Genomic DNA, 26,918 nt, shown 5'->3' with positions numbered 1-26,918 from the left:
CCATACAACTCATTTGATGCATGGTGGATCCGTATGTCAGCCATTGGGTGTCGCACCTCCCCGTCTCTATCGTCAAAGCTTGGGCGATCGAACCGACTCCCGTTCATGAGCCGGTTACTCAAGCCGCATATGCAGCCTCAAAACTGTTTGCGCATACTTTGATTTCTGTTTACGCGGGTCTCGGTATTTCTGTTCACTGGCCGAGCCGCGCATAGAAAGCTTCCGTCGAGGCCTTTGCCGGCGACCACCAGTTCTCATTCGCGCGATACCAGTCGATGGTCGCCGCAAGGCCTCGTTCGAAGTCCCTGTACTTCGGCTTCCAGCCGAGTTCCGTTCGCAGCTTGGTGTAGTCGATCGCGTACCGCAGATCGTGGCCTGCTCTGTCGACGACGTGGTCGTACGCGTCGACAGGTTCCCCCATGAGTTTCAAGATCATTTCGACAACAGACTTGTTATCCCGTTCGCCGTCGGCGCCAATGAGATAAGTCTCGCCGGGCACTCCCTTCTGGACGATGGTCAACACTGCCGACGAATGGTCCTCAGCATGGATCCAATCTCGGACGTTCCGACCCTCGCCATAAAGCTTCGGACGGATCCCACGCAGCACGTTCGTTATCTGGCGCGGGATGAACTTCTCGACATGCTGGTAGGGGCCATAGTTGTTAGAGCAATTGGAGATCGTAGCGGCGACACCGAAGGAGCGAACCCAGGCACGTACCAACATGTCGCTGCTGGCCTTGGTCGACGAGTAGGGCGAGGACGGGTTGTAAGGCGTCGCCTCGGTAAACCTCGCCGGATCGTCGAGTTCGAGGTCTCCGTAGACCTCGTCGGTCGACACATGGTGGAACCGCAGACCATGCCGGCGTGCCGCCTCCAGCAACGTGTAGGTGCCTATCACGTTGGTGTCGAGGAAGGGACGCGGATCGAATAGCGAGTTGTCGTTGTGCGACTCGGCGGCGTAGTGCACGACGACGTCGACCGATGCGCACAGTTCATCGACGAGTGCGGCGTCGACGATGTCGCCCTGCACGAACGTCACCCGGTCCGCGGTCAGCTCTGCCAGCGAGGCGCGATTACCGGCGTAGGTGAGCTTGTCCAGCACGGTTATGTGGTGGTCGGTGTTGTCGACGACGTGGTGAACGAAGTTCGAGCCGATGAAGCCAGCGCCGCCGGTGATGAGTAACCGCGCCACTAGCGCCCCCTGTCCAGCAAGTCCAATAGATATCTCCCGTAGCCCGACTTCACGAGCTTCTCGGCACTCGCCCTGAGTTCGTCATCGGTGAGGAATCCTTGCTGCCAGGCAATCTCCTCTGGCACCCCAATCTTGAGACCGGTCCGGCGTTCCATCGTCCGCACGTACTCAGCGGCGTCCGTCATATCGTCGAACGTTCCTGTGTCAAGCCACGCCGTGCCCCGCGGCAGTACCTCTACCTGTAGACGTCCCTGGTCAAGATACGTGCGATTCACGTCGGTGATCTCGTATTCGCCCCGCTCACTCGGCTTTAGGCCGCGCGCGATATCGATCACGTCGTTGTCGTAGAAATACAGCCCGGGTATCGCATAATTGCTCTTCGGTATCTTCGGTTTTTCCTCTAGCGAAAGCGCAATTCCCGCGCGGTCAAATTCGACCACTCCGTACGCCGAGGGCTCCGCGACCCAATAGGCGAAGATGGCACCACCGTCGACGTCCGCGAAGCGGGCCAGTTGCCGTCCCATACCGGCGCCATAGAGAAGATTGTCACCGAGGATGAGCGCCACCTTGTCGTTGCCGATAAAGTCCGCGCCTATGGTGAAGGCCTGCGCCAGACCGTCCGGCGCCGGCTGCCGAGCGAAAGAAATGGATACACCAAACTGCGACCCGTCGCCGAGAAGCCGCTCGAAATGTGCGGCGTCATGCGGCGTAGTGATGACAAGGACGTCGCGGATACCGGCCAACATCAATGTCGACAAGGGGTAATACACCATCGGTTTGTCGTAAACGGGAACCAATTGTTTGGATACGCCCAGCGTTATTGGGTGCAAGCGAGTCCCCGAACCGCCAGCAAGAATGATCCCCCTCATTCCAATATCGTGGCACATGACCCGCAATCGAGCGAACCGTCATGCCGGAACGCGAGCGAGGCCGTACGCATGGATACTGGTGGAGTCGTTCAGCGATCCGGCGCGTTCGCGCGACACCTTCCGTCGATGACCTAGCCAGGAGATCGCTCTGCACATCCTGTTCGTTTGCACGGGTAACATCTGCCGGTCGCCGGTCGCGGAGCGGTTAGCCGCCTTATACGGAACACAGATCGGCGTACCGGATCTACAGACATCTAGCGCCGGCGTCCGCGCAGTGATCGGTCACGCGGTGCATCCCCAGGCGGCCCTGGTACTAGAGGGACTCGGCGGCGAAAGCGCCGACTTCGCGGCGCGGCAGCTCACCGCGAAGATCGCATCGCAAGCCGACCTCATCATCACCATGACGCGGGAACACCGTGACGCGGCGCTCGGACTCGCGCCGCGGAAGCTCAACCGCACGTTCACGTTGCCAGAGGCAGCTTTCTTGGCCTCAGAGGGCGGAGCGCGCGATGTCGCGGACCTCGCTTCGCTGCGCCCTCAATTCGCCACCCACCAACTCGCGGATATCCCCGACCCCATCGGCAAGCCTGCTGAAGTCTTCGAATCCGTAGGCAACCAGATTGCCTCGCTGCTGCCACCGGTCCTCCGCCTATGCCGACCCGACTGAAAGCTCGTTCGGATCGGTCTTCTCCGGTCCGACGGCGTCGGTGGCGGCCAGCCATCGTGACACTTGGCCTCTTATGCTGCGTCATTATCCTTATGGCCCGGACTTTTCCGCTGCCCAACATCGTCGCGTTGATCCTTGCTATCGGCGCGCCGTTCGTCCCGGTCGCGGCACTGTTGGGCGCGGCAACGGCCGTCGTGTATCGCCGGACCCTTCTGGCCGTGATAGCGGTCCTCGTTCTAATCGTGAGCTTGGCCGTCCAAGTCCCTTGGTACTACTTCGGTCACCCCACGACCGTCGGTGAACACACCGAAGTGCGGGTCCTCTCCGCGAATCTCCGCAAGGGGCAAGCAAATCCAGCAACGATCGTCCGGCTGGCGGAAAACAGCGCCGATGTCATCACGGTCTCAGAGCTGACTCTCGACGAAATCCAGCGTTTCTCGCGGGCGGGCCTCAACGAGACCTTCCCCTATTCAATCCTCAAGCCCGCGCCCGGCGCTGGCGGCATCGGCATATGGAGCCGATATCCGCTTGTCGGCGTGCCGAGGGATGAGGTCGACGACACAGCGATCGCAACAGCGAAATTGCAGATTCCCGGGGTCCGCTTCGACCCCGTAGTCACAAGCGTTCACTTGATCTCGCCTCTTGCGTCTGACAACGACACTTTCGCCCAATGGCGCGCAGGCATCTCCGCCACCAATAAACACCTCGACCAACTCGCGAAGGTCGCCGGCCCTGGCGCCGTCATCGTCGGCGGCGATTTCAACAGCACCCCGGACATGCGCCAGTTCCGCGATCTGCTCACCAACGGCTATCGCGACGCCGTCGAGCAGACCGGCTCGGGCCTCTCCCCCACGTACCCGGTGCACGACTGGATTCCGCCGCTGATCACCATCGATCACATCCTCACCCGCAACGCCGCGGCCAGCTCGATCAAGACCGTCACGATTCCCGGCTCCGACCACCGCGCCCTCCTGTCCACCATCAAGGTCCCCCTGGACCCCACCGCATCCTGAAAGCACTGAAGCCCCCGCCCCAAAAAGGGCGAGGGCTTCAGCGAGGGTTGTTACGCCTCAGTCCACATGCTCGGCTCCGGCCTGGCGGCCTAGGCCTCCGCGAAGTTCCGCGTCACGGCCGGATCCACCGGGATGCCCGGGCCCGTGGTCGTCGACACGACGATCTTCTTCAGGTAGCGGCCCTTCGACGCCGACGGCTTGGCCCGCAGGATCTCGTCCAGCGCGGCGCCGTAGTTCTCGGCCAGCTTCGTCTCGTCGAACGACGCCTTGCCGATCACGAAGTGCAGGTTGGCCTGTTTGTCGACGCGGAAGTTGATCTTGCCGCCCTTGATGTCGTTGACGGCCTTGGTGACGTCAGCGGTCACGGTGCCGGTCTTCGGGTTCGGCATCAGGCCACGCGGGCCGAGCACGCGGGCGATGCGGCCCACCTTGGCCATCTGGTCCGGCGTCGCGATCGCGGCGTCGAAGTCGAGCATGCCGCCCTGGATCTGCTCGATCAGATCGTCGCTGCCGACGATGTCCGCACCCGCGGCGATGGCCTGCTCGGCCTTCTCACCCACGGCGAACACCGCGACGCGGGCGGTCTTACCGGTGCCGTGCGGCAGGTTGACGGTGCCGCGCACCATCTGGTCCGCCTTACGCGGATCCACACCGAGGCGGATTGCCACCTCGACGGTCGCGTCCTGCTTCTTCGACGACGTCTCCTTAGCCAGCTTCGCGGCCTCGAGCGGCGTGTAGAGCTTGTCGCGGTCCACCTTCTCGGCGGCTTCGCGGTATGCCTTGCTGTTCTTGCTCATTGATCTCTCCTAATTGCTGAGTCGTGGTGCGGGCCGATGCCAGCCCTCCCACACACCGCGGTCGATCTATTCGACCGTGATGCCCATCGACCGGGCGGTGCCGGCGATGATCTTGGCGGCCTGATCGATGTCGTTGGCGTTCAGGTCCGACTTCTTGGTCTCGGCGATCTCGCGCACCTGATCCCAGGTCACCTTGGCGACCTTGGTCTTGTGCGGCTCGCCGGAGCCCTTCTGCACACCCGCGGCCTTGAGCAGCAGCTTGGCGGCAGGCGGGGTCTTGAGCTGGAAGGTGAAGCTGCGGTCCTCGTAGACGGTGATCTCCACGGGGATGACGTTGCCGCGCTGGCTCTCGGTCGCCGCGTTGTACGCCTTGCAGAACTCCATGATGTTGACGCCGTGCTGGCCGAGCGCCGGACCGACGGGCGGCGCAGGGTTGGCCTGGCCGGCCTGGATCTGGAGCTTGATCAGCCCGGTGACTTTCTTGCGGGGTGGCATGGAAGTGCCCTTTCTTTGTGCGCTCGCGGGGAGCTAGATCTTCGCGACCTGGTTGAAGGTCAGTTCGACAGGTGTTTCGCGACCGAAGATGGACACCAGCACCTTGAGTTTCTGCTGTTCGGCGTTGACCTCGCTGATCGACGCCGGCAGCGTGGCGAACGGGCCGTCCATGACGGTGACCGATTCGCCGACCTCGAAGTCGACCAGGATCTCCGGACGCTCGAGCGTGGCCTCGCTCGACGCGGCGCCCGCAGCGGTCGACGCAGCCTTGCCCGGCTTCTTCGCCGTCGCGGGCGGCAGCAGGAACTTGACCACGTCGTCGAGGCTCAGCGGCGATGGACGCGACGTCGCGCCGACGAACCCGGTGACGCCCGGCGTGTTGCGCACCGCGCCCCACGACTCGTCGTTCAGTTCCATCCGCACCAGGATGTAACCCGGGAGCACCTTGCGGTTGACCTGCTTGCGCTGGCCGTTCTTGATCTCGGTGACCTCTTCGGTCGGCACTTCCACCTGGAAGATGTAGTCGCCGACGTCGAGGTTCTGCACGCGGGTCTCGAGGTTGGCCTTCACCTTGTTCTCGTAACCGGCGTACGAGTGGATGACATACCAGTCGCCCGGCTTGAGCCGCAGTTCCTTCTTCAGCGCGACCGCAGGATCGACATCCTCTTCTTCGGTGGCCTCGTCCGCAAGCTCGACGGCAGGGGCGTCGGCCTCTCCGGCGGCGTCGTCCGTCGTCGCGGCGTCCTCGCTCACCTCACCACCTGCGACGTCGGCGTCCTCGGTCGCGGGTTCGGTGGTCGACTCGTCGACGAGATCGACGTTCTCGGCCGAAGGCGTATCGCCCTCGAAGCTCGTCACTGTTGCCAGTCCTTCCTAGAATTCATGGGTCACTCGCCGAAGAACAGGCCGATCAACCGGCCCGCCCCGTAATCGACGCCGGAGATCAGCGCAACCATGAAGGCCAGGAAGATCAACACCACGATGGTGTAGTTGACCATCTGCTTCCGGTTGGGCCAGATCACCTTGCGCAGCTCGGCGACGACCTGCTTGATGAAGGTGATGACGTAGGTGATCGGGTTGGCGCGGCCGCCGGACTCGTCCTTGGCGGTCTTCTTCGTCTTCCCGTTGCCGTCCTTGCCACCGCCGGAGTCGGTATCCGCCGTGTCGGCGTCGGCACCTTCGGTGTCGGAGACCGCGGCACGGCGGGTCCGCTTACCCGTCGGGCGCGTCGGCCGCGTCACCACGGCAGTCTGGCCGCCGGTGTCGTCCGTGCCGCCGCCGTCACCGTCGGTGGGCGTGCCTGCGGAGCCGGCACCATCGCGCTCGTCGCTCACCGCATGCCTTTCGTCTGATTGCTTCGTGGTCACCTTCCAGTGTCCACGCTTGTCGAACTATTCAGTTGAGCAGGGGCGACAGGACTTGAACCTGCAACCTGCGGTTTTGGAGACCGCTGCTCTGCCAGTTGAGCTACGCCCCTTCAGCGACGACACCGCAGGCCTGGACAAGCACCTTCACCGCCGCATCTCGGGGCTCACATGATTCGCGCGCTCCCCGACGTACTCGCGGAAGCGCGCTGTAATGGGAAAACCCCGAAGTCCCGAGTGTAGCGCGCCTGGCCTGCGAGTTACTAATCCGCTGCGTCGTCGACCGGTGGGTCCTCGTGCTTGACCGGTTTGCGGACCACCTGACCGGTCTCCGGATCCCAGCCCGCCGAGATCGAATTGTCGCCCTCGTGCCCCATCAGGGTCGTGAAGGACTCCATGACGATCTCGCCGTCCGGATCGGTGAGCACGTTCCGGGTGGTGACGATGTCGGCGCCGAACCGCTCGTCGACCGTCTGGATGTACATCGTCCCGTTGAGCGCGTCGCCGGCCTTGATCGGCCGGTGGAACAGGAACTTCTGGTCCACCTGCACGATCTGCAGGGTCTCCAGGCCGACGTCGACGTGCTGGAAGAAGTGGTTCTGAATCATCACCGCGAAGATCGACATGAACGTCGGCGGCGCGACCAGCGACTCGTGGCCCAGCTCGGCGGCGGCGTCCTCGTCCATCGTGGCCGGATCGGTCGCCTTCACCGACTTCGCGTACTGACGGATCTGTTCGCGGCCCACCAGGAACGTGTCCGGGTACTCCCAGACCATGCCCCGGATATCGGTCTTCAATGCCATGTGCGCGCCCCGCCTACGCCAGCTTCGCGACCGCGACGGCGCGGCCGAAGATCTTCTTGCCGCCGGCCGTCGCGCTGAGCGCCAGGGTGACCGACTTGGCCTCCGGATCCACGGACTTCACGCGGCCGTTGAACAGGATCTCGGCGCCGACGCCGTCGTTGGGCACCGGCACCACGGCGGTGAAGCGGACGTTGTACTCGGTGACGGCGGCGGGATCGCCGACCCACTCGGTGACGTAGCCGCCGCCCAGGCCCATGGTCAGCATGCCGTGCGCGATCGCGGTGTCGAGGCCGACCTGCTTGGCGATCTCGTCGTCCCAGTGGATGGGGTTCAGGTCGCCCGAGACGCCGGCGTAGTTCACCAGGTCCTGACGGGTCAGGGTGATCACCTTCTCGGGGAGCGCATCCCCGACCTTCACCGAATCGAATTCACGCAGTGCCATTGCTGAAGCCACTCTCCCCGTCTTCTTCGCTACGCCCCGCGAGCGTGGTGTAGCACTCCTGTACGACGTCACCGTTTTCGTTGGTGATGATGTTCTTCGTGGTGATGATGTCAGTGCCGTGCGCTTTGCGGATCGACTCGATGTAGACGTCGCAGTGCAGGACGTCGCCCGCCACGATGGGCCGCACGAATTTGAGGGTCTGATCGACCTGCACGATCTGCGCATCGGTGATGCTGATGTTGGCGGCGGCGAACATGGCCGACTGCGCCTGATACCCGAACACCGAGATGAACGTCAGCGGCGCCAACAGTCCGTCGTACCCGAGATCGGAAGCGGCTTTCTCGTCGAAGAAGGACTCATCGTCGTTCTTGACGGCGACCGCGTACTCGCGAATTTTCTCACGACCAACGACATAGCGGTCGGGATGGCGATAGTGCAATCCGACGTAGTCGTCCAGAAAACCCACGAGTTGTGAACCTATCTAGTCAGCCGCGGCCGAAGCCGTGCGGCTGCGATCAGCGCGACTCCTTGTGCGCCCGATGCGTACCGCAGTTCGGGCAGAACTTCTTCAGTTCCAGCCGGTCGGGGTCGTTGCGGCGGTTCTTCTTCGTGATGTAGTTACGGTGCTTGCACACCTCGCAGGCCAATGTGATCTTCGGCCGTACATCGGTACTCGATGCCACGTCTCTCGTCCTTCGTCAATACGTCGTTGTGCTTGTAGCGGTGGGGGGGCTCGATCCCCCGACCTCACGATTATGAGTCGTGCGCTCTAACCAGCTGAGCTACACCGCCATTCCAGACGCTCACCACTCGGCGGTCGCCGAGCCCCCTAACGGAATCGAACCGTTGACCTTTTCCTTACCATGGAAACGCTCTGCCGACTGAGCTAAGGGGGCCTGACCCGCGGCGCTCGACGTAGCCGAGGCGAGGGCCTTAAAGAGAGTACAGTCTGCCCCTCGCGGGCGCCAAACCGCTGGTCAGTCCCGGCATCTGAGCACCTGCCACCTAGCATGGGCCCATGTCCGACGCCGACCGCCTGTACTTCCGCCAACTGCTGTCCGGCCGCGACTTCGCCGCGGGCGACATGATCGCCACCCAGATGCGGAACTTCTCCTATCTGATCGGCGACCGGGAGACCGGGGACTGCGTGGTGGTCGATCCCGCCTACGCCGCGGGCGAGCTCGTCGACACCCTGGAAGCCGACGGCATGCACCTGTCCGGCGTGCTCGCCACCCATCACCACCCCGACCACGTCGGCGGCTCGATGATGGGGTTCACCCTCGCCGGCCTCGCCGAACTGCTCGAACGGGTCAGCGTTCCGGTGCACGTCAACACCCACGAGGCCGACTGGGTTTCCCGCGTCACCGGCATCGCATTGAGCGACCTCACCGCCCACGACCACGGCGACGTCGTCAGCGTCGGCGGCATCGACATCGAGCTCCTGCACACGCCCGGTCACACGCCGGGCAGCCAGTGCTTCCTGCTCGACGGCCGTCTGGTCGCCGGTGACACCCTCTTCCTCGAGGGTTGCGGCCGCACCGACTTCCCCGGTGGCGACGTCGACGAGATGTTCCGCAGCCTGCAGGCCCTGGCCAAGCTGCCCGGCGACCCGACGGTGTTCCCCGGTCACTGGTACTCGGCCGAACCGAGCGCGCCGCTCGAGGACGTCAAACGCTCCAACTACGTCTACCGCGCCAGCGACCTCGAGCAGTGGCGCATGCTCATGGGCGGCTGACGTTCGGCGGCCGACAGTGAAGTTGCCTTCACTGCCGACGCCCGCGGTGATGGTGGCTTCACTGCCGAACTCCGAACTGGCACCGAACGGTCGATTCCCGCAACGTCTCGCTTCGCGCGTTGCGTTGCGTCATGCCCACCTGCCGGCAACGTTTCCTGAGTCGCGAGCGGCGGTGTGCGACGAATTTCGTGGCCGATACGCCTCAATCGATCAGAATCCGTTGTGAAATCTCGAATTGGTGACGGATAGGTAGTGACATCGGCCGCACCGAGGGGCAAACTTGAGCCACCGTCAACTCTTCTTCGTCGGGGGCCGTCGTGAAGAACATCGTGATGTGTTTCGACCGGGCGCAGCAGTCGACCCCGCGTCCCGCCACCAACGCCGCAGCCGTCTTCCGCCTCGCGGAGAACTCACCGCAGCAGCTCACGTGGTATGACCCGGGGACGGCACCGCACCGGCGCTCCACCGCCGTCGAAGCCGCGCGCGCCACGGTCGCCGACGCCTATGACTTCCTGCGCGAGAGCTGGTCGCCTGGCGACGCGATCTTCGTCTTCGGCGCCGGTCGGGGCGCGGTGCGCGCGCGGGAGCTGGCGGGGTTGCTCGGCGCGATCGGAATCTGGCCGGGGCGCGGTGACGCGGTGCTCGATCACCTGCTGACCACCTGTGTCCTACCCCGCACCGTCCGCAGCGACGACGATTGGCGACGCGTCGGCCGGATTGCTGCCGCGCTCACCGACCGTGACGACGCCGCCGTCCCCGTCCGGTTCCTCGGGCTCTGGGACGCGGTCGGGTTGCCCGGTGTCGATCGCGCTGGGCGCGGCGGACTGACGAATGTGGAGCACGGCCGGCATGCGATGGCGATCGACGGCGCCTCGCTCACGAACCCGGTCGGAGCGGCGAGGGTGGAGGAGGTGTGGTTCCGCGGAGCGCACGGCGATGTCGCCGGGACCGCCGGAGCCTGCCTGCCGCTGGCCGACATCGCCCTGGACTGGGTGCTCGACGGCGCGGTCCGTGAAGGTCTACGACTGCGCGCCGACTGCCGTCTGCCGTCGCCGACCGAACACGATGCGCTCGCCGCAAGCAGCCACCACACCCTGTCGTTGCGTCGCGTGCCCGACGGCGCCGCCGTGCACGCCAGCGTCGAGCTCTACCTTCGCGCCCGTCCGCGGTACTGGCGTCGGCTGCCCGCCCGCATCGAATGGGCGGATCGCGACTGGCTGGCCCGCAGCGAGCGTCTCGTGCCTTCAGAACGCCCAAATGAACATTTGGGCACCAAAGTGCGAGAGGAGTTCGGCAAAACGTCGATCTCGACGACGCCCGCGCGGGCGCTCGAGAGGGCGACTGCGTCGCGCTAGAGCGGTTCGGTGAGCACCCGACCGATTGGTCTCGGGGCCCACCTGGATGGTGACGACAACGTCGACGCGGATGTGGAGTCGGGGAGATTCCACGTCCCCCCTTCTGTTTCGTAACAGCGTTACGTAACATCCTGACGATGAGCGCAGTGAGCTATGACCTGACCGAGTCGGTCGCGACCATCACCATGGACGACGGCAAGGCCAATGTGCTGTCGCCGGCCATGCAACAGAGCCTGAACGAGGCCTTCGACACCGCCGAGAAGGACGAGTCGAAAGCCGTTGTGCTGGCAGGCAATCAGAAACTGTTCAGCGGCGGCTTCGACCTTGCGGTGTTCGCCTCCGGCGACGCCCAGGCCGCGCTCGGCATGCTCTCCGGCGGCTTCGAACTGGCTGTGCGCTGCCTGACCTTCCCCAAGCCGGTGATCATGGCGGCGACCGGTCCGGCCATCGCGATGGGATCGTTCCTGCTGCTGTCGGGCGACGTCCGCATCGGCTCGACCCGGACCCGCTGCCAGGCCAACGAGGTCGCCATCGGCATGGTGCTGCCGATCTCCGCGATCGAACTCATGCGGATGCGGTTGACGCCCGCGGCGTTCCAGCGTGGCATCTCGATGGCGGCCACTTTTTCCGGCGACGCGGCGATCGACGGCGGCTGGCTCGACGAGGTCGTCGAACAGGACGCGGTTATCCCGCGCGCTCAGGAGGTGGCCGCCGAAGCCGCCGCAACACTGCACCTGCACGCGCATCTGGCGAGCAAGCTCAAGGCCCGCGAGGCCGCGTTGACCGCGATCCGTGCCGGAATCGACGGTCTGGCAACGGAGTTCGGCGGCTAGCCGAAGATGCCGAGGGTCAAGCAGCGTACGCCCGAGCTGCGGTCGCGGCTGCTGGCGGCCGCGGTCGCGACGCTCAACGACGAGGGCGTCGCTCGGTTGACCACCCGACGGGTCGCCGAACAGGCGGGTACGTCGGTGCCCGCGGTCTACGAACTGTTCGACGACAAGGCCGGTCTGGTCCGCGCGATCTTCTTCGAGGGTTTCCGGCTGCTCGACGCCGAGCTGTCCGGCGTCCCGGTCACCGACGATCCGGTCGCCGACGTGGAGGCGCTGGTGCCGGTGTTCCGCCGGTTCTGCCTCGACTACTCCCGGCTGGCGCAGGTGATGTTCTCCCGGCCGTTCGCCGACTTCGACCCGGGCCCGGACGAATTGGCCGCCGGCGAAGCGGTCCGCGACATCTTCCTCGGCCGCATCCAACGCTGCCTGGACGACGGCCGGCTCACCGGTAACGCCGTCGACATCGCCCACGTGCTGCTGGCGCTGGCGAAAGGCCTTGCCGTCCAGGAGGCCGGCTGCTGGCTGGGCACCACGCCGCAGTCGGTCGAGCGGCGCTGGCGGCTCGGGGTGCGTTCGCTCCTGGCGGGATTCGCCACGTCAGCCGTCGAGGTCGACCCGTAGCAGCACCCGACGCTCGCGGCCACGGCGGATGACCCGCTCGATGGTCGTCACCACCACGAACCCCACCCCGTACTTCTTCCGGAACAGTCCCTGCGTCCGGTCCACCTCGGCAGCATCCTCGACCAGCTCCGCGCGACCCGCCACCGGCTGCACCCCCGGCGCCACCTTTCCGCCCCGCGAGCACGGGACCACCGTCACCCGGGCATCACGACGCACCCGCTTGACCTTCCACGATTCCGCCGGCGTCCAGAACACCAACCGTCCTGCCTCGCCGATCACCCACAACGGGGTGGCCACCGCCTCGCCGCTGCGCTTGAACGTGGTCAACGACAGGAACTTCTCAGCACCGAGACTGTCGAGGTCCGCCATGAGGCCACTGTACGGCGTGATTTCGGAGTACTTCGTCGCTCACCGCGAGCAACTACACCGAAATCACTCGCCGAGGATGTTCTCCCGCAGCGTCTTTCCCGGATACCGGGTGCGGTAGCGGCCGCGTCGCTGCAGTTCGGGCACCACCAGGTCGACGAACTCCTCGAAGCAGCCCGGCGTGTAGGTGGCCAGCAGCATGAAACCGTCCGCCCCGCCGTCGTCCATGAACTCCTCGAGCTGATCGGCCACCCCGGTCGGCGTGCCGATCACCTGCGGCATCGAGAACCGGAACGCGTACGTATCGGCGGCCTCCGCGACGGTGACGGCCGCCCCCGCTCCGGACGCGACCAGCGCATCCTTCACACCCTGGATTCCCGGCACCGGGATGTCGTCGAGCGGGGTGGCCGGGTCGAACGTCGAGAAGTCCACTCCCAGTTGGCCGGACAGCATCGCCAGCGACGCCTCCGGACGCAGCAGCGACCGCAGATACGCCGCCTTCTCGTGCGCCTCGGCGTCGGTGGCGCCGACGATCACCTGTGCCCCGTAGTACAGCTTCACCGCCGCCGGATCACGCCCCGCGGCCGCCACCCGCGACCGGATGTCGTCGGAGTACGCGCGCATCGACGCGACGGTCGGCTGGATCGCGAAGATCGCCTCGGCCGTCGACGCCGCGAAGCGACGGCCCTCCTCACTGGCGCCGGCCTGCCACAGCACCGGCCGGCCCTGCGGGGACGGCGCCACGAAATGCCGAGCGCGGCAACGAAAGTGCTTACCCTCGAACTCCACCTCGTGGATCTTCTCCGGATGCGCGTACACCCCGGTCTCGCGGTCGGCGACGATCGCGTCGGGCTGCCACGAATCCCACAGCCGGCAGCACAGCTCCACATACTCCGCGATGCGCTCGTAGCGCACCGACCGGTCCGGCATCTCCTGGCCGTAGGCCGCGAACTCCGACGGCGAATACGACCCGACGATGTTCCACGCGACCCGGCCGCCGGACAGATGGTCGAACGTCGACAGCCGCCGCGCCATCGAATAGGGATGCTCGAACGCGGTCGACAGCGTGATCCCCACCCCGAGATGCTCGGTGGCGCCGGTGATGATGGGCGTCAGCGCTGCGGGTTCGTGCGTCGGGGCCTGCACGGCGTACCGCATCGTCGCATCCGAGCTGTCCTCGAACGAGTTGTACGGCGCCAGTTCGTCGGCCAGGAACACCGCGTCGAACAGTCCGCGCTCCAGCGTGCGGGCCAGATGCTGCCAGTACGGCGGTGCGGCGTAATCCCACCCGACCTTGTCGAGCGGGTGCCGCCACATCCCGACGGAGTGACTGCTCACGCCGTGCTGCATGAAGGCAAGGAAATGAGCTTTGCGAGTGCGCTCGATTTCAGTACTCCTGCAGGCTGTCCCGCAGCGTGGTCCCGGGGTAACGGGTGCGGAACCGGCCGCGCCGCTGCAACTCCGGCACCAGCAGCTCGGTCATGTCGTTGAAGCAGCCCGGCGTGTCGGTGGCCAGCATCATGAAGCCGTTGCAGCCACCCTCGTCGATGTACTGCTCCATCTGATCGGCGACATCCGACGGCGTGCCCACCGCCACCGGTGCGCCCATCGAGACGCCGTAGATCTGGGCGGCCTCCCGCACGGTGACCGGCGCACCGTCCTTGGCCTCGAGGATCGCGTCGAACAGACCGCGGATGCCCTGCACATCGGCGTCGACGACGTTGTCGTCCAGATCGAGCGTCGAGAAGTCGAAACCGGTGTGCCCGGAGAGGATTCCGAGCGCGCTCTCGATCTGGACCTTCTCGACGAACTCGGCGTAGCGGTCGTTGGCGCGGCCCTTGTCGCGGTCGATGATCGTCTGCAATCCGTAGATCAGCTTGACCGACTCCGGATCGCGCCCGGCGTCGCTGGCGCGGGTGCGGATGTCGTCGGCGTAGGCGCGCATGCTCTTGGGCGTCGGGAAGATGCCGAATACGGATTCGGCGTGCTTGGCGGCGAATTCGCGACCCTGCGGCGACGAGCCGGCCTGCCACAGCACCGGCCGCTTCTGCGGTGACGGGGCGACGAAGTGGCGGCCCTTGGACTGGAAGAACTCGCCCTGGAAGTCGACCTCGCGCACCTTGGCCGGATCGGCGAACACCCCGTTCTCGCGGTCGTAGACGATCGCGTCGTCATCCCAGGAGTCCCACAGCTGATACAGCAGCTGCATGTACTCCTCGACCACCTCGTAGCGCTTGTCGCGCGGCGTCAGGTTCTCCTTGCCCATCGCCTGGAACTCGCTCTTGGAGTAGGACGTGACGATGTTCCAGCCCACGCGGCCACCGGTGAGGTGATCCAGCGTCGACAGCTGGCGGGCCATCATGTACGGCGGCACAAAGGAAGTCGACAGCGTAATGCCGATGCCGAGGTTCTTGGTGAACGCACCGACGATCGGCACCACGCTCGCCGGCTCGTGCACCGGACACTGCCCGGCGAACTTCACCACCGGATCCGAATTGCCCTTGTAGGTCGTGTACGGGGCGAGTTCGTCGGCGATGAACATCGCGTCGAACAGCCCGCGTTCCATGATCCGGCCGAGATCGCGCCAGTACTCCGGCCGCGACCAGTGGTAGCCGACCTTGTCCCGCGGGTGCGCCCACATGGTGGACGCGTGGTTCATCACGCCGTGCTGGACGAAGCCCAGCAGGTGCATCTTCTTCTTCGTCACGCAGCACTCCTCCGGTCGATCACGAACGCGACGGTCACGGCGACGGCCGAACCGATCGCGAGAATGGCAGGTAGGTACCAGAACACGGGACTGACCCCCAGCAGCGCGATCACCGACGTCGACACCACGACGGCGCCCAGCGCCTTCCAGCTGAACGAGCCGGCGTCGTTGGCTTCCAGTGCTTCGGTGTCCAGGTCGGCGGTCTCGCCGGCGGCGGCCAGCGCGAGCACGTCCCGGCGGACCCGGAAGAACGCCTGCACCCCGAGCCCGATGTAGAGCACGCTCACCACGGAGCCCACGATGACGGCAATCCAGAAGGCGGTCATGCGACCGGATCCAGATCCTCGGCGGCCCGCCGCTTGTCACCGGACAGTGCGCTGCCGCGGGACTTGAGTGAGTCGTAGTCGAAGGTCTGCTTGGACAACAGGCTGATACCGACGGCAGCCACGAGTGAGATCGCCTCCAGGGTGATGATGCCGGGTAGTTCGCCGACGTATTCGCGGACGGGGTAGCCGATGGCGATGGCCAGCAGCAGGCTGGTCACGAACGCCGTCGAGGTCATGCGCTTCCAGAAGATCGCCAGCCCCAGCGGGATGATCAACGCCGCCTTGAGGAAGTAGACGAGGTTGACCAGTTCGACGTAGTCGATGCCCGAGCTGACCACCACCCCGCCGATCACCCCGGCGATGATGATCGAGGCTTTCGTCCAGCGGAACAACGACTTCGGTGCGATATCGGGTTTGGCGCGTTTTAGGATGTCGACGGCCACCACTGACGACAGCGCCGAGAATGCGCCGTCGATCGTCGAGTAGCAGGCGTTGAGGATGATCAGCACGTAGAGCGCGATGAGGATGAGCGGCAGCCCGAGATTGCTCACCACGTACGGTCCGACGCCACCCGGGCCGGCGGCGCCGAGGTCTTCGACGTCGAGGTTGAACGCCAGCGCGACCAGCCCGAGCAGACCCATCGCGATCGGGATCGGGTAGAACCACAGCCCCGCCCACACGAACGTGCGGCCCATGGTCGCGGGCTTGAGCGCCCAGGCCTTCTGCCAGAACGTCTGATCGGCCATCGTGGACGCGAGCAGGCCCAGCGCCAGCGAGATGCCGAATGCGGCGGCGGCCTGGGTGTCGAATGCGTTGAGCGTGTTGGGTCCTGCCTCCTCGACGCGTCCGAACACCACCTCCGGGCCGCCGACCTTGGCCAGCACGTAGAGCACCACCACCGCGGCGGGCACGGTGATCATCAGGGTGTTGAAGGTCGCGGTGATCGCCGACGTCCACAGCCCGCCGAAGTAGGAGTAGACGGTGACCGTCGCCAGCGTCACGATCAACACGACGGTCGGATTGAGCCCGAACACCACACCGGTCACCAGCACCACGCCGAACAGGTTGATGAAGATCTCGGCGAGCAGGCCGAGCAGCATCGCCACCAGCATCACCGTCGTCGCCGGCTTGTTCTGGAAGCGTTCCCGGATGAATTCGACGATTGTGTAGCCGGCCGGCATCTGGCGGCGCAGCTTCAGCGCGAACGGCACCATCACCATCACGGCCAGACCGTTGGGCACAACGAACCAGATCAGCCCGGAGACACCGAAAGTGAAGGCCTGCGCGGAGGACATCATCACTGCCATGGACCACGTCCAGACGGCGATGACCGATCCGACGCCGAAGCCGAAACCGATGCGGCGGTCGGCGATGACGAAGTCGTGGGTGTTCTTCACCATGGACCGCACGGTGAAGGCGACGACGAACATGAAGGCGCCCAGGCCCAGCATCAGCGCGATGCCGATACCGGGCGAGAGGTTGGACGGATGGAACACGCAGCCTCCTGGGGCATGACGAGAGCCATGCGCGCACGGGATAGGCGCGCTTATGGGCGGACGGCAGTGTCCCAGGACTTTCCCGGTCCGCAAGAGAGTTCAAATCGTCGTGAATTCAGCTCTCGTCGCGGAGTACGAGAGACTGTAATGCCGGATTCCCGGATCGGCGCGGCGAGCAAGATCCGCCTGAGCGGATCAGCTCACGCGTGCCGGTGTCCGGTCCCCGGATGTTCGGCGTGCCAGAGCCGTTCGACGCGGAGCACGCGGCGGTGTTCCAGGGCGATCAGTCCGCCGCCGGCGGTGACGACCGCGCCGGTGACGAGCGCCAGCGGCAGCACCCACTGCGTGTACCCGTAGGCGGCGGCCGCCACGATCGCCGCCAGACCCACCACGCCGACGGCGATCAACAGCAGACCGGGAAACCAGAGAGTGTCGATCATCGATTCGCCGGCGTGCGGCTGACAGGTTCGGGAATGATCCACCGGATCGTGATGCGCATTTTTCATCGCATCCTCCTCGACTAGAGAGATGTAGCCGACGCTACGCCGCGAACAGGTGGAGCTGGGGCGTTCCGCAGTTTTTCTCCGGCCGCGCGGTAGTCCTCGTCGGCGTTGAGGCACAGCACGCCGACCGGTTCGCCGCCGGCTTCGTAACGGACGGTGAAGCCGTCGCGGTGCTCGACGAGGTGGGCGCGGTCGTAGGGCAGCCCCCACCCGCGGTACTTCAGGCGGACGTCGCCGATGCTGCAGAAGAACCCGGGCACCGCGCCCCACGCCATCGGATAGCCCGCCGCCGACGAGCCGGCGATCTCGCCCTGATCGGCCGCGTCCCGCCAATGTTCGGTGGGGATCGCGCGGCGCGCGGTGACGTTGTAGGCCAGGGCAATGTCACCGGCGGCGAAGACGTTGGGCGCCGAGGTGTGCATGCGTCGGTTGACGACGATGCGGCTTGCCCGCCCGAACTGCTGAGTGGCGATACCCGCCTCAATCGCCAGCCGGGCGTCCGGGCGCACCCCGGTGGCGGCGACGACGAGGTCGCCCTCGAGGCGCGCGCCGCTGTCCAGGGTGACGCCGTCGTCGTGTACCTCGGTCACCCGGGCCGGTCCGACGAAGCGCACCCCACAGTCGGTCAACAGCTTCGCGATGCGCTCCCCCGCGTCGAGACCGAAACGCCGGTACAGCGGCACAGGTTCGCCGGCCACCATCGTCGTGACGATCCCGCTGCCGGCCAGACAGGCCGCGGCTTCGCAGCCGATCAGTCCGCCGCCGATCACGATGGCCGAGCGGGCCTGCAGCGCCGACATGCGGATCGCGACGGCGTCGCCGAGCGACCGCAGCGCCAGGGCGTTCGCGGCGCCGGGGATGTCGAGCGGGACGGGTCGGGCGCCGGGCGCCAGCACGAGGTGCCAGTAGGGGTAGCGGCGGCCGGCGCGCGTCACCACCTCCCGCTGGGCCACGTCGATGTGATCGACGGTGAGCCCGCGGATCAGCTCGATGCCGCGCTGGTCGAACCACTCCGGGGAGTGGAGGTCGAGCGCGGCGCCGCGGCCACAGAGGAAGTCCTTGCTCAGCGGCGGTTTGGCGTACGGCATGGCCGGATCAGCGGTCAGGATCTGAACGGGCAGCTTGGGGTGACGCGCACGGAAGGCGGCAGCCGCGCTGAGCCCGGCAGGCCCGCTGCCCACGGCGATCAACCCTGACGTCCGCACGCGCGGTGGATACCACCGCAGGATCTAGATCAATCGGGCACTCGCCCAACCGTCACGATTCGAGTGCAGATACATCCATGTGCTATGCATATTTTCATGCCGTATTTCCGCATCGATCTGGGTGCGCGCACATGACGGCGCAGACGACCAGGCCGCAGGCGCGCGGCGCGATGGGGTTGATGTTCGACCCCGTCTTCGGCGCCCTGTTCTGGGGGAAGATGTTCTCGGTCGTGGCCGTGTGGACCCACGGCATCGTCGCGGCGATCGTCATGTACGACGCCACCCGGTCGGCTCTGATGGTGGGCCTGGTCGGCGTCGTCCAGTTCGCGCCGCAACTCGTGCTGGCGCCGACCAGCGGCAAATGGGCCGACACCGGCAACCCGGCGCGGCAGATCCTGCTGGGTCGCGTGCTGTGCGTGGTCGGGTCGGGATCGATCGCGGTGTGGTTGGCGATCTCCGAGGCACAGGCCCCGGCGGCGATCCTGGCCGGAACCCTGCTCGTGGGCATCGGCTTCGTGGTGGGCGGCCCGGCGATGCAATCGATCGTGCCGAACCTCATCCGCGAGGGTGAGCTGTCGACAGCCATGGCGCTGAACAGCATTCCGATGACGATCGGCCGGATCATGGGCCCGCCGATCGGCGCCTACCTGGCGGCCCATCTCGGCTACGCCGAGGGCTTCGCGGCCAGCGCGGCACTGCACGTCATCTTCGTGGCCTTCCTGCTCGTGGTGCATTTCCCGACGCCCCCGATCCGCCGCGAGGGCGCCGACTACCGCGTGCGCGCGGCTGTGCGCTACGTGTGGCGCGACAAGCCGCTGTTCCTCGCACTGCTGGCGGTGACGACGGTCGGCTTCGCGGCGGACGCCTCGATCACGCTCACTCCATCGATGGCGGACACCCTGGGCGGCAGCACCAGCCTGGTCGGGTTGCTCTCCGCGCTGTTCGGCATCGGGGCTGCGGTGGGGATGGCCACGCTGGCGCTGATGCGAGGCCGCCTCGCCTCGAGTCGGGTGTCGTTCATCGGGCTGTGGCTGCTGGCGGCGGGCTGCGGTGTGCTGGTGTTCGGTTCGGTGACGGCGGTCGCGATGGCCGGCTTCACGCTCGCCGGGCTGGGTTTCGGCTGGGCGATGACGGGGCTGAGCACCGTCGTGCAGGAGCGTGCTCCCGAGGAGTTGCGCGGCCGCATCATGGCGCTGTGGCTCGTCGGCTTCCTCGGCTCGCGGCCGATCGCGGCGCTCGTGCTGGGCGGGGCGGCCGACGTCTTCAATGTGTACGTCGCGTTCGGCGTGGCAGCGGGGTCGGTGGTCGTGGTGACGCTGCTGTGCCGGCCGTCGACGCTGACCGGGCCCCTGCCCGCACAGGTCTGAGCGAGCTCGCCCTGCTCGACGAGTAGGGCGAGGCCGACTGGTTCCTCTCACTTCTCCATGAGATCTCCCAACAATCTTCAAGCTACCGCGGCCGCGGACGCGAAGCATGGCGGTATGGGACAGTCAGCCGAACCGGCTACGTGCACCGTTGATTTCGAGGATGCGATACGGCAACTGAGCGGACCTCTGTATCGGCGAGCCCTGTCGCTCACGCGGAATGGGGCCGACGCTGAGGACCTGGTGCAGGAAACACTGCTGAAGGCATACCGGTCTTTCCATACCCTCGGCGAGGACCCGCGTCTGCTGGCGTGGTTGACGTGCATCATGCGCAACGCATGGATCAACGCGCACCGCGCGTCGTCGCGCCGACCCACCGAGGAGCTCTCCGGAGACGTCGATGACCTGGAGGGGGGCCGCGGAGCACCCTCGGCCGAACACGTTGCGCTGCAGGGGGTACCCAGCCCGGCACTCGCTTCGGCGCTTTCGGCGCTGCCGGAATCGATGCGCCAGACCATGTACTACTCCGCGGTCGAGGGCCTGTCGTGTCGTGAGGTCGCGACGGTGATGGGGGTACGGCCCGGGACGGTCATGTCGAGACTGCACCGCAGCCGGCGGCATCTGCGCGACGCGCTTCACGGTGCGCTCCCGTGACCCGACCGGTGACGCCCCCACGGCCACGTCAGTGCGCGGACAGAAACGCGTGCACTGTCGCGCGGAACTCCGACCAGGCGGGCTCGGCGGGGGTGAGCAGATGGTTTCTGCTGTGCAGCGTCACCAGCTGTGCGTCCGGAATCAGCGTCGCGAGCTCCTCACCGAAGCGCGCCGGCACCCGATGGTCCTCGCTCGAGTGCATGACCAGGGTCGGACAGGCCACCTGCCCGGCCTGATCGCGGACGTCGATCTCGGCGAACTGCTCGAGGAACCGCACCGCATTCGCCGCCGACGTGGTGCGTCGCTGCAAAGCGTCGAACGCGTCCCAGTCCGCGCGCGTTCCGTCGGGCAGGAACTGCGCCGCGAACACCCGGCGGAAGGCCGGGTCGTCTCGCGACCAGCCGACCCGCGCCAGATCCAGATCCAGTGCCGCCGCGTTCCTTTCGGCGTCTCCGGCGGCGCGCACCGCGCGACCACGTGCGTAGCCGCCGTAGAGGACCAGCGCCGAGACGCGCTCCGGATTCCGCGCCGCGTACGCGACCGCCACCGCAGCGCCCTGCGACACCCCGAGCAGGGGGAATCGCGTCAGACCGAGTGTGTCGACCACACACTCGAGATCGGCCACCCAGTCGTCGAACGTGAAGTCGGGGGCGTCCCAGTCAGACAGACCGCAACCGCGTTCGTCGTAGCGGACCAGCCTGTGGTGCCGCGACAGCTCCCGTATCCAGTGTCCCCACACCGGGCTCGCGAGGTCGTATCCCAGGTGGGTCAACCAGTTCGCGGCACGCACCAGCGGCGGCCCGTCACCGACCACGGCATAGGCAAGACGCACACCGTCCTCCGCACGGCAGAATCCGACGTCCTGACGCGGCAGCGCTTCGGGTGGGCCAATTGTTCTGGCGCAACGCTTCTCGTCCACCACACCGATGAACTGATAACCCCGGCCCCGTACCGTCCGGATGTAGCGCTGCGCCTCCCCGTCGTCACCCAGCGCGCGGCGCGCCGCGGCGATTCGGCTGGATAGCGCCGCCTCGCCGACGAATCGTCCGCCCCATACCGAATCCAGCAACTCCACCTTGGTGACGCATCGGTGCCGGTTGCTCACGAGGTGAGTGAGCACATCGAACACCTGCGGCTCGACCCGGACCACGCGTGCGCCCGAGCGCAGTTCATACCGGGAGCAGTCCAGGACGAAGTCGTCGAACGTCCACATTCCGTTCACAGAGCGGCAAGGACCGCTTGCAACGCGGCCGAAAGACTTCCGTTGCGGCCTGAGTAGAGCGGTCCGGTGCCGTCGCTCATGAGCAGCCGCAACCGGGCAGTACCCCGCGGCAGGATGGGCTGCGGGCCGTCCAACCGGGCCATGACGGCCGTGATCAGCGGCATCGCCGCGGCGACATTGCCGCGGTGCGGCGGTATCCGTCCCGACCAAGGGAGTTGTGGGCCCAGACTCTGCTCCACGACTGCCCTCAGCTTGGCTGTCAGCGCGGAGCGCTCGCGCCGGGAAGTCAACCGTGCCGTGTGGGCCGCGAGCATGGTGTTCGGTGCCACGGCCGTCCCGTCCTCGATCTGCTGATCAAGCAGGCCGGCGATCAGGCCCGCGCCGACGCGCGCCACCACCGACGGTTCGCGCGCGACCAGCGCCCGGGGGCGGACGCCGAGATCTCGCGGGGGCATGGGTGTCATTCTCGAACTCCTTCTGCGCACATGGCTGTCTCGAACCACCCTGCGGGCCGATGTCCCCGATAACCAGGCAGCGGTCATCCTGGTAGAGACAGGGCCTGGCAGCCGGATACCGAAACCCCGAGAGTGGGAGACGTCATCGGCCGGCGCGCAGCTGAACTCGATGTAGCAGCGCGTCAAGCTGTTGTGCCGACATCGATCTCGCGTCGGCGTAGTAGATGTACAGCACGATTCCGTCCGTACCGGCCACGATGAACTTCTCGCGGTGCAGTTCGAGATCGCCGGCATCGGGGTGGCGAAGCCGCACCGGCGTGAGGGCGTGTTGCTGCACGTCCTGCCGGGACCACAGCTGCCGAAACACATGAGAATGCTGCTGGAGTTCAGCGATCAGCGAGCGCACCGGTGACGATTCGACGTCGCCGCCCAGGTCGGTGCGCAACTGCGCGACGCTGTCGGCCGCGGCCTGTTCCCAATCCCGCCAGAACTCCCATTCGCGGGGGTCCAGGAACGACGAGCGGATGCGATTCGTTCCGGGCAGCATGTTCGGGAACAGTTCCTGCGCGGCATCGTTGGCCGCCAACACATCCATATACCTGCTCAGCAGCACCGCGGGCAGGGCCAGCTGGTCGATCAGCCGGACGGCGCCTTCCGGTGCGCGGGTGTGCCGTGCCACAGCCGTGCGGGACCTCGGTCTGGCCAGCGCGAGAAGGTGTTTCGCCTGACCGGAGTCGAGCTGCAGGGCTTCGGCGAGTGCGTCGAGCACCGCCACCGACGGGCTTCGCTCGCGGCCCTGTTCGATGCGGATGTAGTACTCGTTGCTGATGCGTGCGAGCATCGCGACCTCTTCGCGCCGCAGGCCGGGAACCCGGCGCCGGCCATGGTCGGGCAGTCCCACATCGCGGGGACTCAGCCGGTGTCGGTGCCAGCGCAGAAAAGCGCCGAGCGCGGTTCCGTCAGGCATCGGGCCGCGGCGACTGCGTCGGCCGGCGAATCAGGTCGGCGGCCTTCTCGCCGATCATGATGGCGACGGCATTGGTGTTGACAGGCGGGATCTTCGGCATGATCGATGCGTCGGCCACCCGCAGGCCCGCGATGCCGTGCACCCGCAGCTCCGGATCGACGACCGCCTCGGGTCCGGTTCCCATCGCACAGCTTCCGACGGGGTGGTAGTAGGTACTGGTCGCACGTGCCAGGTAATCCCGCAGTGCGCCTTCGTCGACGACGCCGGGTCCGGGCAGTACCTCCCGGCCGCGCCACGCATCGAAGGGTGCGCTGGCCGCGATCTCCCGCGCCACCGTCAACCCCTGCAGCATCCGCCGCACGTCTGATTCAGTGCCCAGATAGTTCGGGTCGATCAGGGGCGGCGTTCCGGGATCCGGTCCGGCGAGACGAATCGAGCCCCGCGATTCGGGCACCGTGGCGACCGCCAAGGTGAAGCTGTTGGCGGGGGCAGTCAGGTGTCCCGGGTGGAAGGGCACGTGGATGAACATCAGTTGCATGTCCGGCCCCGGAAGCGACGCGTCGCTTCGCCACAGCGCCGACGTCTCGGCGTGGTTGGTTCGACCCATCGGAATCGGCTGCGTCGCCTCATAGATCACCGGACACAGCGGATGGTCCTGCAGATTGCGGCCGACCCCGGGCAGGTCGTGTCTGACATCGATTCCCACGGCCTCCAGTTCGGCTGCCGGGCCGATACCCGACAGGAGAAACAGCCTGGGGGTGTCCACCGCTCCCGCGCTCATCACCACGTCGCCGTCGGCGAACGCGGTGACGCGGTCGCCGTCATACAGGAATTCGACTCCGACGCAACGATACCCGCTGATCAGAAGCTTGTGGACCCGCGCCGCGGTGACGACGTCCAAATTGGGCCGCGTTCGGCGAATCGGGTGCAGATAGGCCGCAGCGGTGCTCTGGCGGGCGCCACCGAAAATCGACAGATCATGCCAGCCCGCACCCTCGGCACGACAGCCGTTGAAGTCGTCGGTCAGAGCGAATCCGGTCGCGACCGCACCGTCGAGGAAGATCTGCGACAGCGGGTTGGCCTCCGCCGCCGATGCGGGCGCGGGAGACATCGGTCCGTCGGTGCCCCGATAGTTCGGATTCCCGCCCGGCACCGTCTCGATACGCCGGAAGTACGGCAGGACGGCGTCGTAATCCCAACCCATGCAACCGGACCCGGCCCACGAATCGAAGTCGCTGGGATGCCCACGCAGAAACACCATGGCGTTGATGCTGCTGCTGCCGCCCAGCGTGTGACCGCGGGGCCAGTCGTGGGACATCCCCCCGGTACCCGGTTGCCGGACGGTCGCGTAGGAGTAGTCGACCTCGGTTCCCCACAGTGTCGGCCACGCGGGCGGCACGGCGATCTCGGGTCTGTTGTCGTCCGGACCGGATTCGAGAAGCAGGACGCGGGTGGCCGGGTCCTCGGACAATCGGGCCGCGAGCACGCAGCCGGCCGAGCCGGCCCCAATGATGATGTGGTCGTACCGTTCAGTTTGGAATCGCATGATGATCCTGTCGTTCACGGCCCCGCACGTCCGTGCCCGCGCAATGTATTGAAAATTCGGACCTGGGACGCAACAGGGCCAACAGAGTAAGGGCATGTTGCACACTGACGTCATGCGCTCCGGACTGACGATCGGTGAATTCGCCACCGTCACACACCTCAGCGTGCGGACCCTGCGCCGCTATCACGAAGCCGGTCTGCTCCAACCGGCGCGCGTCGACCCGTCGACCGGCTACCGGTACTACCTGCCCGAGCAGATCCCGACCGCCCAGGTGATCCACCGGTTGCGCGAGCTCGACGTGCCGCTGGCCGAGGTCGGGTCCATCCTGTCCACCGACGATCCGCAGCAGCGGGCCGAGGTGATCGCCGGCCACCTGCAGCGGCTGGAGTCCGAACTCGCCCGCACCCGCGCCGCCGTCGCATCGTTGCGCCGCCTGCTGCGTCCCGAGCCCGACGACATCGACGTCGAGCTGCGGTCGGTGCCGGCCCGCACCGTCGCCGCAATCAGCGGCCGAGTGGCACATGATGATTCGTTGTCCTGGTTCGATGCCGCCATGGCTGAGCTCGACGCCGCCTTTCCACCGGACGAACACACCGGTCCGCCCGGCGGGCACTACGCCAACGAGCTGTTCACCCACGGCGCCGGCGCGATGACCGTCTACCGGCCGGTGCGAGCGCCCCGCCGCTCCGGCCGCATCGAGGTCGTCGAGTTGCCGCGCGCCGACGTCGCTGTCGCTCGCCACCAGGGACCACACGACGACATCGACGTCACCTACGGCCGCCTCGGCGCGTGGGTGGTCACGCATGCTCTGGCCGTCGACGGTCCGATCCACGAGACGTATCTGGTCGGGCCCCGCGACACCCTGGACCCCGACCGCTGGCGCACTGAGATCGGTTGGCCGGTCTTCCGTCTCGCCCCGGTGACCGGAACCTAGCCGGGAAAGTCCGCGCCACGGGACAGGGTCTCGTTCCGGCGGATATCGCCGACGGTCGCCTCGAGCGCCGCGACGGCGGCGTCGAATCCCCCACTACCGAGCACCAGTCGGCGCGGCGGCGGGTTCTGCTGCATAGCGGCGATCACCGCGCGAACGCCGCGGTGCGGGTCACCCGGTTGGGTACCGTCCTGGGCGACCATCGCATCGCGCACCTGCGCGAGCATGGGCCGGTAGACGTCGACGGCTTCCTCGACGGTGTCGTTGGCGAAGCCTGCGTAAGCCCGGGTGCGGAAGGCGCCGGGTTCGACTGCCATCACCTCGATCCCGTGCGCGGCGACCTCGTCGCGGAGCACCTCGGTGACGGCCTCGATCGCGAACTTGGTCGCGCTGTAGTAGCCGAACCCGGTCGTCCCCAGCAGCCCCGCCACCGAGGACATGTTGACGATCCACCCGCTGCCCCTCGCGCGCATCCCGGGCAGGGCGGCCCGCAGGAGCGACAGCACGGCGAAGAAGTTCAGCTCGAACATCTTTCGCACCTGGGACTCGTCCATCCCCTCGATCGAACCGAACCATCCCCGTCCCGCATTGTTCACCAGGACATCGATTCCGCTGAACCGCTCCTCGGCGGCCCGCACCGCCTGCCGCACCTGAGTCGTGTCGGTGACGTCGAGCGGCAGCACGAGCACCCTGTCGCCGTGCGACTGCGCCCATGCGTCCAATTCGGCGGGGCGCCGCGCCGTGAGCGCCACCCGGTCCCCGATCTCCAGGGCGGCGTCGGCGAAGGCCATCCCGAAGCCTCCGGGTGTGCCTCCGGTGATGAACCATGTGCGCCCCGTCATGGCTCGATCACCAGCCGGGCGATCAGCGCACCGTCGAGAGTGAACCGGAAGTGCAAGGTGTGATGTGTCATGGCTCCACCGTCGGGTCTCTCCCTGGGAGAGAGTCAAGCCGCGGCTGTGCGCCCCAGCAGGGCGACCCGCCCCGGTTGTC

The 26,918-nt window shown here is 66.6% G+C and carries 31 protein-coding genes and 3 tRNA genes; 9 read left to right on the top strand and 25 right to left on the bottom strand.

Features of this window, described 5'->3' with window-relative positions:
* Positions 1-193 precede the first annotated feature (193 nt).
* Positions 194-1,192 carry a dTDP-glucose 4,6-dehydratase gene (gene rfbB, locus A5757_RS18015; RefSeq protein WP_066836571.1) on the bottom strand — a complete coding sequence of 333 codons (999 nt, stop codon included), beginning with the start codon at positions 1,190-1,192 and terminating at the stop codon, positions 194-196.
* A complete protein-coding gene (gene rfbA, locus A5757_RS18010) occupies positions 1,192-2,061 on the bottom strand; it encodes a glucose-1-phosphate thymidylyltransferase RfbA (RefSeq protein ID WP_066836569.1) in 870 nt (289 codons plus the stop codon). The genes rfbB and rfbA overlap by 1 nt, the downstream gene beginning before the upstream one ends.
* 142 nt (positions 2,062-2,203) lie before the next feature.
* Between rfbA and A5757_RS18005 the strand changes: the two genes are divergently transcribed.
* Together A5757_RS18005 and A5757_RS18000 are read left to right on the top strand one after the other, a co-directional pair.
* Positions 2,204-2,728 carry a low molecular weight phosphatase family protein gene (locus tag A5757_RS18005; RefSeq protein ID WP_369815974.1) on the top strand — a complete coding sequence of 175 codons (525 nt, stop codon included), beginning with the start codon at positions 2,204-2,206 and terminating at the stop codon, positions 2,726-2,728.
* A gap of 92 nt (positions 2,729-2,820) precedes the next feature.
* Positions 2,821-3,741, top strand: coding sequence for an endonuclease/exonuclease/phosphatase family protein (locus A5757_RS18000; protein WP_231984040.1), 921 nt, complete (start codon positions 2,821-2,823; stop codon positions 3,739-3,741).
* A gap of 89 nt (positions 3,742-3,830) precedes the next feature.
* On the opposite strand, the gene rplA is transcribed toward A5757_RS18000, so the two are convergent.
* The 11 genes from rplA to A5757_RS17945 form a co-directional block, all read right to left on the bottom strand.
* Positions 3,831-4,538, bottom strand: coding sequence for a 50S ribosomal protein L1 (gene rplA / locus A5757_RS17995; protein WP_066836565.1), 708 nt, complete (start codon positions 4,536-4,538; stop codon positions 3,831-3,833).
* 66 nt (positions 4,539-4,604) lie between these two features.
* The gene (gene rplK / locus A5757_RS17990) at positions 4,605-5,033 is read right to left on the bottom strand and encodes a 50S ribosomal protein L11 (protein ID WP_066836563.1); all 429 of its coding nucleotides are present in this window, start codon (positions 5,031-5,033) and stop codon (positions 4,605-4,607) included.
* Between the two features lie 33 nt (positions 5,034-5,066).
* Entirely contained in the window at positions 5,067-5,891 is an 825-nt protein-coding gene (nusG, locus tag A5757_RS17985) for a transcription termination/antitermination protein NusG (RefSeq protein ID WP_066836561.1), read from the bottom strand.
* A 29-nt stretch (positions 5,892-5,920) separates the two neighbouring features.
* A complete protein-coding gene (gene secE, locus A5757_RS17980; RefSeq protein ID WP_066836559.1) occupies positions 5,921-6,367 on the bottom strand; it encodes a preprotein translocase subunit SecE in 447 nt (148 codons plus the stop codon).
* Between the two features lie 70 nt (positions 6,368-6,437).
* Positions 6,438-6,510, bottom strand: a tRNA-Trp gene (locus A5757_RS17975).
* A gap of 150 nt (positions 6,511-6,660) precedes the next feature.
* Positions 6,661-7,200, bottom strand: a complete 540-nt coding sequence (gene hadC, locus A5757_RS17970; RefSeq protein WP_066836557.1) for a (3R)-hydroxyacyl-ACP dehydratase subunit HadC — start codon at positions 7,198-7,200, stop codon at positions 6,661-6,663.
* A gap of 13 nt (positions 7,201-7,213) precedes the next feature.
* Positions 7,214-7,642: a (3R)-hydroxyacyl-ACP dehydratase subunit HadB gene (hadB, locus tag A5757_RS17965; protein WP_066836555.1), complete on the bottom strand. Its 429-nt coding sequence runs from the start codon at positions 7,640-7,642 to the stop codon at positions 7,214-7,216.
* A complete protein-coding gene (hadA, locus tag A5757_RS17960) occupies positions 7,629-8,108 on the bottom strand; it encodes a (3R)-hydroxyacyl-ACP dehydratase subunit HadA (protein WP_066836553.1) in 480 nt (159 codons plus the stop codon). Before hadA ends, hadB begins: the two co-directional genes overlap by 14 nt.
* Before the next feature lie 49 nt (positions 8,109-8,157).
* Positions 8,158-8,325: a 50S ribosomal protein L33 gene (rpmG, locus tag A5757_RS17955; protein WP_011558336.1), complete on the bottom strand. Its 168-nt coding sequence runs from the start codon at positions 8,323-8,325 to the stop codon at positions 8,158-8,160.
* Positions 8,326-8,360: 35 nt separating this feature from the next.
* Positions 8,361-8,434: transfer RNA gene (locus A5757_RS17950), tRNA-Met, on the bottom strand.
* Positions 8,435-8,465: 31 nt separating this feature from the next.
* A tRNA-Thr gene (locus tag A5757_RS17945) sits at positions 8,466-8,538 on the bottom strand.
* A 122-nt stretch (positions 8,539-8,660) separates the two neighbouring features.
* Here A5757_RS17945 and A5757_RS17940 point away from each other — a divergent pair.
* From A5757_RS17940 to A5757_RS17925, 4 genes are all read left to right on the top strand, one after another.
* Positions 8,661-9,377: an MBL fold metallo-hydrolase gene (locus A5757_RS17940; protein ID WP_066836551.1), complete on the top strand. Its 717-nt coding sequence runs from the start codon at positions 8,661-8,663 to the stop codon at positions 9,375-9,377.
* A 317-nt stretch (positions 9,378-9,694) separates the two neighbouring features.
* Complete coding sequence (locus A5757_RS17935) at positions 9,695-10,732, top strand: DUF2235 domain-containing protein (protein ID WP_066836549.1); 1,038 nt, start codon at positions 9,695-9,697, stop codon at positions 10,730-10,732.
* A 137-nt stretch (positions 10,733-10,869) separates the two neighbouring features.
* The gene (locus A5757_RS17930; RefSeq protein WP_066836547.1) at positions 10,870-11,565 is read left to right on the top strand and encodes a crotonase/enoyl-CoA hydratase family protein; all 696 of its coding nucleotides are present in this window, start codon (positions 10,870-10,872) and stop codon (positions 11,563-11,565) included.
* Positions 11,566-11,571: 6 nt separating this feature from the next.
* The gene (locus A5757_RS17925) at positions 11,572-12,183 is read left to right on the top strand and encodes a TetR/AcrR family transcriptional regulator (protein ID WP_066836545.1); all 612 of its coding nucleotides are present in this window, start codon (positions 11,572-11,574) and stop codon (positions 12,181-12,183) included.
* Here A5757_RS17925 and A5757_RS17920 read toward each other — a convergent pair.
* From A5757_RS17920 to A5757_RS17890, 7 genes are all read right to left on the bottom strand, one after another.
* A complete protein-coding gene (locus tag A5757_RS17920; protein WP_066836543.1) occupies positions 12,160-12,552 on the bottom strand; it encodes a PPOX class F420-dependent oxidoreductase in 393 nt (130 codons plus the stop codon). The two genes, A5757_RS17925 and A5757_RS17920, sit on opposite strands and share 24 nt — an antisense overlap.
* Positions 12,553-12,615: 63 nt before the next feature.
* Positions 12,616-13,899 carry an LLM class flavin-dependent oxidoreductase gene (locus tag A5757_RS17915; RefSeq protein ID WP_066836541.1) on the bottom strand — a complete coding sequence of 428 codons (1,284 nt, stop codon included), beginning with the start codon at positions 13,897-13,899 and terminating at the stop codon, positions 12,616-12,618.
* A gap of 37 nt (positions 13,900-13,936) precedes the next feature.
* Positions 13,937-15,241 carry an LLM class flavin-dependent oxidoreductase gene (locus tag A5757_RS17910; protein WP_066836955.1) on the bottom strand — a complete coding sequence of 435 codons (1,305 nt, stop codon included), beginning with the start codon at positions 15,239-15,241 and terminating at the stop codon, positions 13,937-13,939.
* An 11-nt stretch (positions 15,242-15,252) separates the two neighbouring features.
* Positions 15,253-15,582 carry a hypothetical protein gene (locus A5757_RS17905; RefSeq protein WP_066836538.1) on the bottom strand — a complete coding sequence of 110 codons (330 nt, stop codon included), beginning with the start codon at positions 15,580-15,582 and terminating at the stop codon, positions 15,253-15,255.
* Complete coding sequence (locus A5757_RS17900) at positions 15,579-17,078, bottom strand: sodium:solute symporter (RefSeq protein ID WP_197497375.1); 1,500 nt, start codon at positions 17,076-17,078, stop codon at positions 15,579-15,581. The genes A5757_RS17905 and A5757_RS17900 overlap by 4 nt, the downstream gene beginning before the upstream one ends.
* Before the next feature lie 200 nt (positions 17,079-17,278).
* Positions 17,279-17,584, bottom strand: a complete 306-nt coding sequence (usfY, locus tag A5757_RS17895) for a protein UsfY (protein ID WP_066836536.1) — start codon at positions 17,582-17,584, stop codon at positions 17,279-17,281.
* Positions 17,585-17,598: 14 nt separating this feature from the next.
* Positions 17,599-18,786 carry an NAD(P)/FAD-dependent oxidoreductase gene (locus A5757_RS17890; protein ID WP_066836534.1) on the bottom strand — a complete coding sequence of 396 codons (1,188 nt, stop codon included), beginning with the start codon at positions 18,784-18,786 and terminating at the stop codon, positions 17,599-17,601.
* Positions 18,787-18,917: 131 nt separating this feature from the next.
* On the opposite strand from A5757_RS17890, the gene A5757_RS17885 reads away from it, so the two are divergent.
* Positions 18,918-20,153 (top strand): MFS transporter, encoded by a 1,236-nt coding sequence (locus A5757_RS17885; RefSeq protein WP_066836532.1) that lies wholly within the window; start codon positions 18,918-18,920, stop codon positions 20,151-20,153.
* Positions 20,154-20,210: 57 nt separating this feature from the next.
* The gene (locus A5757_RS17880; RefSeq protein WP_369815968.1) at positions 20,211-20,804 is read left to right on the top strand and encodes a sigma-70 family RNA polymerase sigma factor; all 594 of its coding nucleotides are present in this window, start codon (positions 20,211-20,213) and stop codon (positions 20,802-20,804) included.
* A gap of 28 nt (positions 20,805-20,832) precedes the next feature.
* On the opposite strand, the gene A5757_RS17875 is transcribed toward A5757_RS17880, so the two are convergent.
* From A5757_RS17875 to A5757_RS17860, 4 genes are all read right to left on the bottom strand, one after another.
* Positions 20,833-22,017, bottom strand: a complete 1,185-nt coding sequence (locus A5757_RS17875; RefSeq protein WP_066836944.1) for an alpha/beta fold hydrolase — start codon at positions 22,015-22,017, stop codon at positions 20,833-20,835.
* Between the two features lie 5 nt (positions 22,018-22,022).
* Entirely contained in the window at positions 22,023-22,490 is a 468-nt protein-coding gene (locus tag A5757_RS23310; protein ID WP_156618513.1) for a hypothetical protein, read from the bottom strand.
* Positions 22,491-22,623: 133 nt separating this feature from the next.
* The gene (locus tag A5757_RS23305; RefSeq protein WP_066836526.1) at positions 22,624-23,448 is read right to left on the bottom strand and encodes a helix-turn-helix domain-containing protein; all 825 of its coding nucleotides are present in this window, start codon (positions 23,446-23,448) and stop codon (positions 22,624-22,626) included.
* Positions 23,441-24,994: a GMC family oxidoreductase gene (locus A5757_RS17860; protein ID WP_066836942.1), complete on the bottom strand. Its 1,554-nt coding sequence runs from the start codon at positions 24,992-24,994 to the stop codon at positions 23,441-23,443. The genes A5757_RS23305 and A5757_RS17860 overlap by 8 nt, the downstream gene beginning before the upstream one ends.
* Positions 24,995-25,106: 112 nt before the next feature.
* Between A5757_RS17860 and A5757_RS17855 the strand changes: the two genes are divergently transcribed.
* On the top strand, positions 25,107-25,928 hold the full coding sequence (locus A5757_RS17855; RefSeq protein WP_066836938.1) for a MerR family transcriptional regulator: 822 nt from the start codon (positions 25,107-25,109) through the stop codon (positions 25,926-25,928).
* On the opposite strand, the gene A5757_RS17850 is transcribed toward A5757_RS17855, so the two are convergent.
* Positions 25,925-26,767: an SDR family NAD(P)-dependent oxidoreductase gene (locus tag A5757_RS17850; RefSeq protein ID WP_066836524.1), complete on the bottom strand. Its 843-nt coding sequence runs from the start codon at positions 26,765-26,767 to the stop codon at positions 25,925-25,927. The two genes, A5757_RS17855 and A5757_RS17850, sit on opposite strands and share 4 nt — an antisense overlap.
* Positions 26,768-26,918: the final 151 nt, after the last annotated feature.

Origin of the sequence: Mycobacterium sp. 852013-51886_SCH5428379 (assembly GCF_001665575.1) — a bacterium.
Taxonomy (GTDB): Bacteria; Actinomycetota; Actinomycetes; order Mycobacteriales; family Mycobacteriaceae; genus Mycobacterium.
Note: the sequence above shows the minus strand (reverse complement) of the source record. Positions and strands in the feature narration are given on the sequence as shown.

Bases quoted from the DNA above. Each gene is read 5' to 3' on its own strand.
- A5757_RS23310 (WP_156618513.1), bottom strand. From the start codon at position 22,490: ATGACACCCATGCCCCCGCGAGATCTCGGCGTCCGCCCCCGGGCGCTG.
- A5757_RS17860 (WP_066836942.1), bottom strand. From the start codon at position 24,994: ATGCGATTCCAAACTGAACGGTACGACCACATCATCATTGGGGCCGGC.
- A5757_RS18000 (WP_231984040.1), top strand. From the start codon at position 2,821: ATGGCCCGGACTTTTCCGCTGCCCAACATCGTCGCGTTGATCCTTGCT.
- A5757_RS17905 (WP_066836538.1), bottom strand. From the start codon at position 15,582: ATGACCGCCTTCTGGATTGCCGTCATCGTGGGCTCCGTGGTGAGCGTG.
- A5757_RS17925 (WP_066836545.1), top strand. From the start codon at position 11,572: ATGCCGAGGGTCAAGCAGCGTACGCCCGAGCTGCGGTCGCGGCTGCTG.
- hadC (WP_066836557.1), bottom strand. From the start codon at position 7,200: ATGGCATTGAAGACCGATATCCGGGGCATGGTCTGGGAGTACCCGGAC.
- rplK (WP_066836563.1), bottom strand. From the start codon at position 5,033: ATGCCACCCCGCAAGAAAGTCACCGGGCTGATCAAGCTCCAGATCCAG.
- rfbA (WP_066836569.1), bottom strand. From the start codon at position 2,061: ATGAGGGGGATCATTCTTGCTGGCGGTTCGGGGACTCGCTTGCACCCA.
- usfY (WP_066836536.1), bottom strand. From the start codon at position 17,584: ATGAAAAATGCGCATCACGATCCGGTGGATCATTCCCGAACCTGTCAG.
- A5757_RS17885 (WP_066836532.1), top strand. From the start codon at position 18,918: ATGACGGCGCAGACGACCAGGCCGCAGGCGCGCGGCGCGATGGGGTTG.
- A5757_RS17875 (WP_066836944.1), bottom strand. From the start codon at position 22,017: ATGTGGACGTTCGACGACTTCGTCCTGGACTGCTCCCGGTATGAACTG.
- A5757_RS17940 (WP_066836551.1), top strand. From the start codon at position 8,661: ATGTCCGACGCCGACCGCCTGTACTTCCGCCAACTGCTGTCCGGCCGC.
- A5757_RS17930 (WP_066836547.1), top strand. From the start codon at position 10,870: ATGAGCGCAGTGAGCTATGACCTGACCGAGTCGGTCGCGACCATCACC.
- A5757_RS17850 (WP_066836524.1), bottom strand. From the start codon at position 26,767: ATGACGGGGCGCACATGGTTCATCACCGGAGGCACACCCGGAGGCTTC.
- hadB (WP_066836555.1), bottom strand. From the start codon at position 7,642: ATGGCACTGCGTGAATTCGATTCGGTGAAGGTCGGGGATGCGCTCCCC.
- A5757_RS17910 (WP_066836955.1), bottom strand. From the start codon at position 15,241: ATGCACCTGCTGGGCTTCGTCCAGCACGGCGTGATGAACCACGCGTCC.
- A5757_RS17915 (WP_066836541.1), bottom strand. From the start codon at position 13,899: ATGCAGCACGGCGTGAGCAGTCACTCCGTCGGGATGTGGCGGCACCCG.
- rplA (WP_066836565.1), bottom strand. From the start codon at position 4,538: ATGAGCAAGAACAGCAAGGCATACCGCGAAGCCGCCGAGAAGGTGGAC.
- A5757_RS17920 (WP_066836543.1), bottom strand. From the start codon at position 12,552: ATGGCGGACCTCGACAGTCTCGGTGCTGAGAAGTTCCTGTCGTTGACC.
- A5757_RS23305 (WP_066836526.1), bottom strand. From the start codon at position 23,448: ATGCCTGACGGAACCGCGCTCGGCGCTTTTCTGCGCTGGCACCGACAC.
- A5757_RS17880 (WP_369815968.1), top strand. From the start codon at position 20,211: ATGAGATCTCCCAACAATCTTCAAGCTACCGCGGCCGCGGACGCGAAG.
- A5757_RS17855 (WP_066836938.1), top strand. From the start codon at position 25,107: ATGCGCTCCGGACTGACGATCGGTGAATTCGCCACCGTCACACACCTC.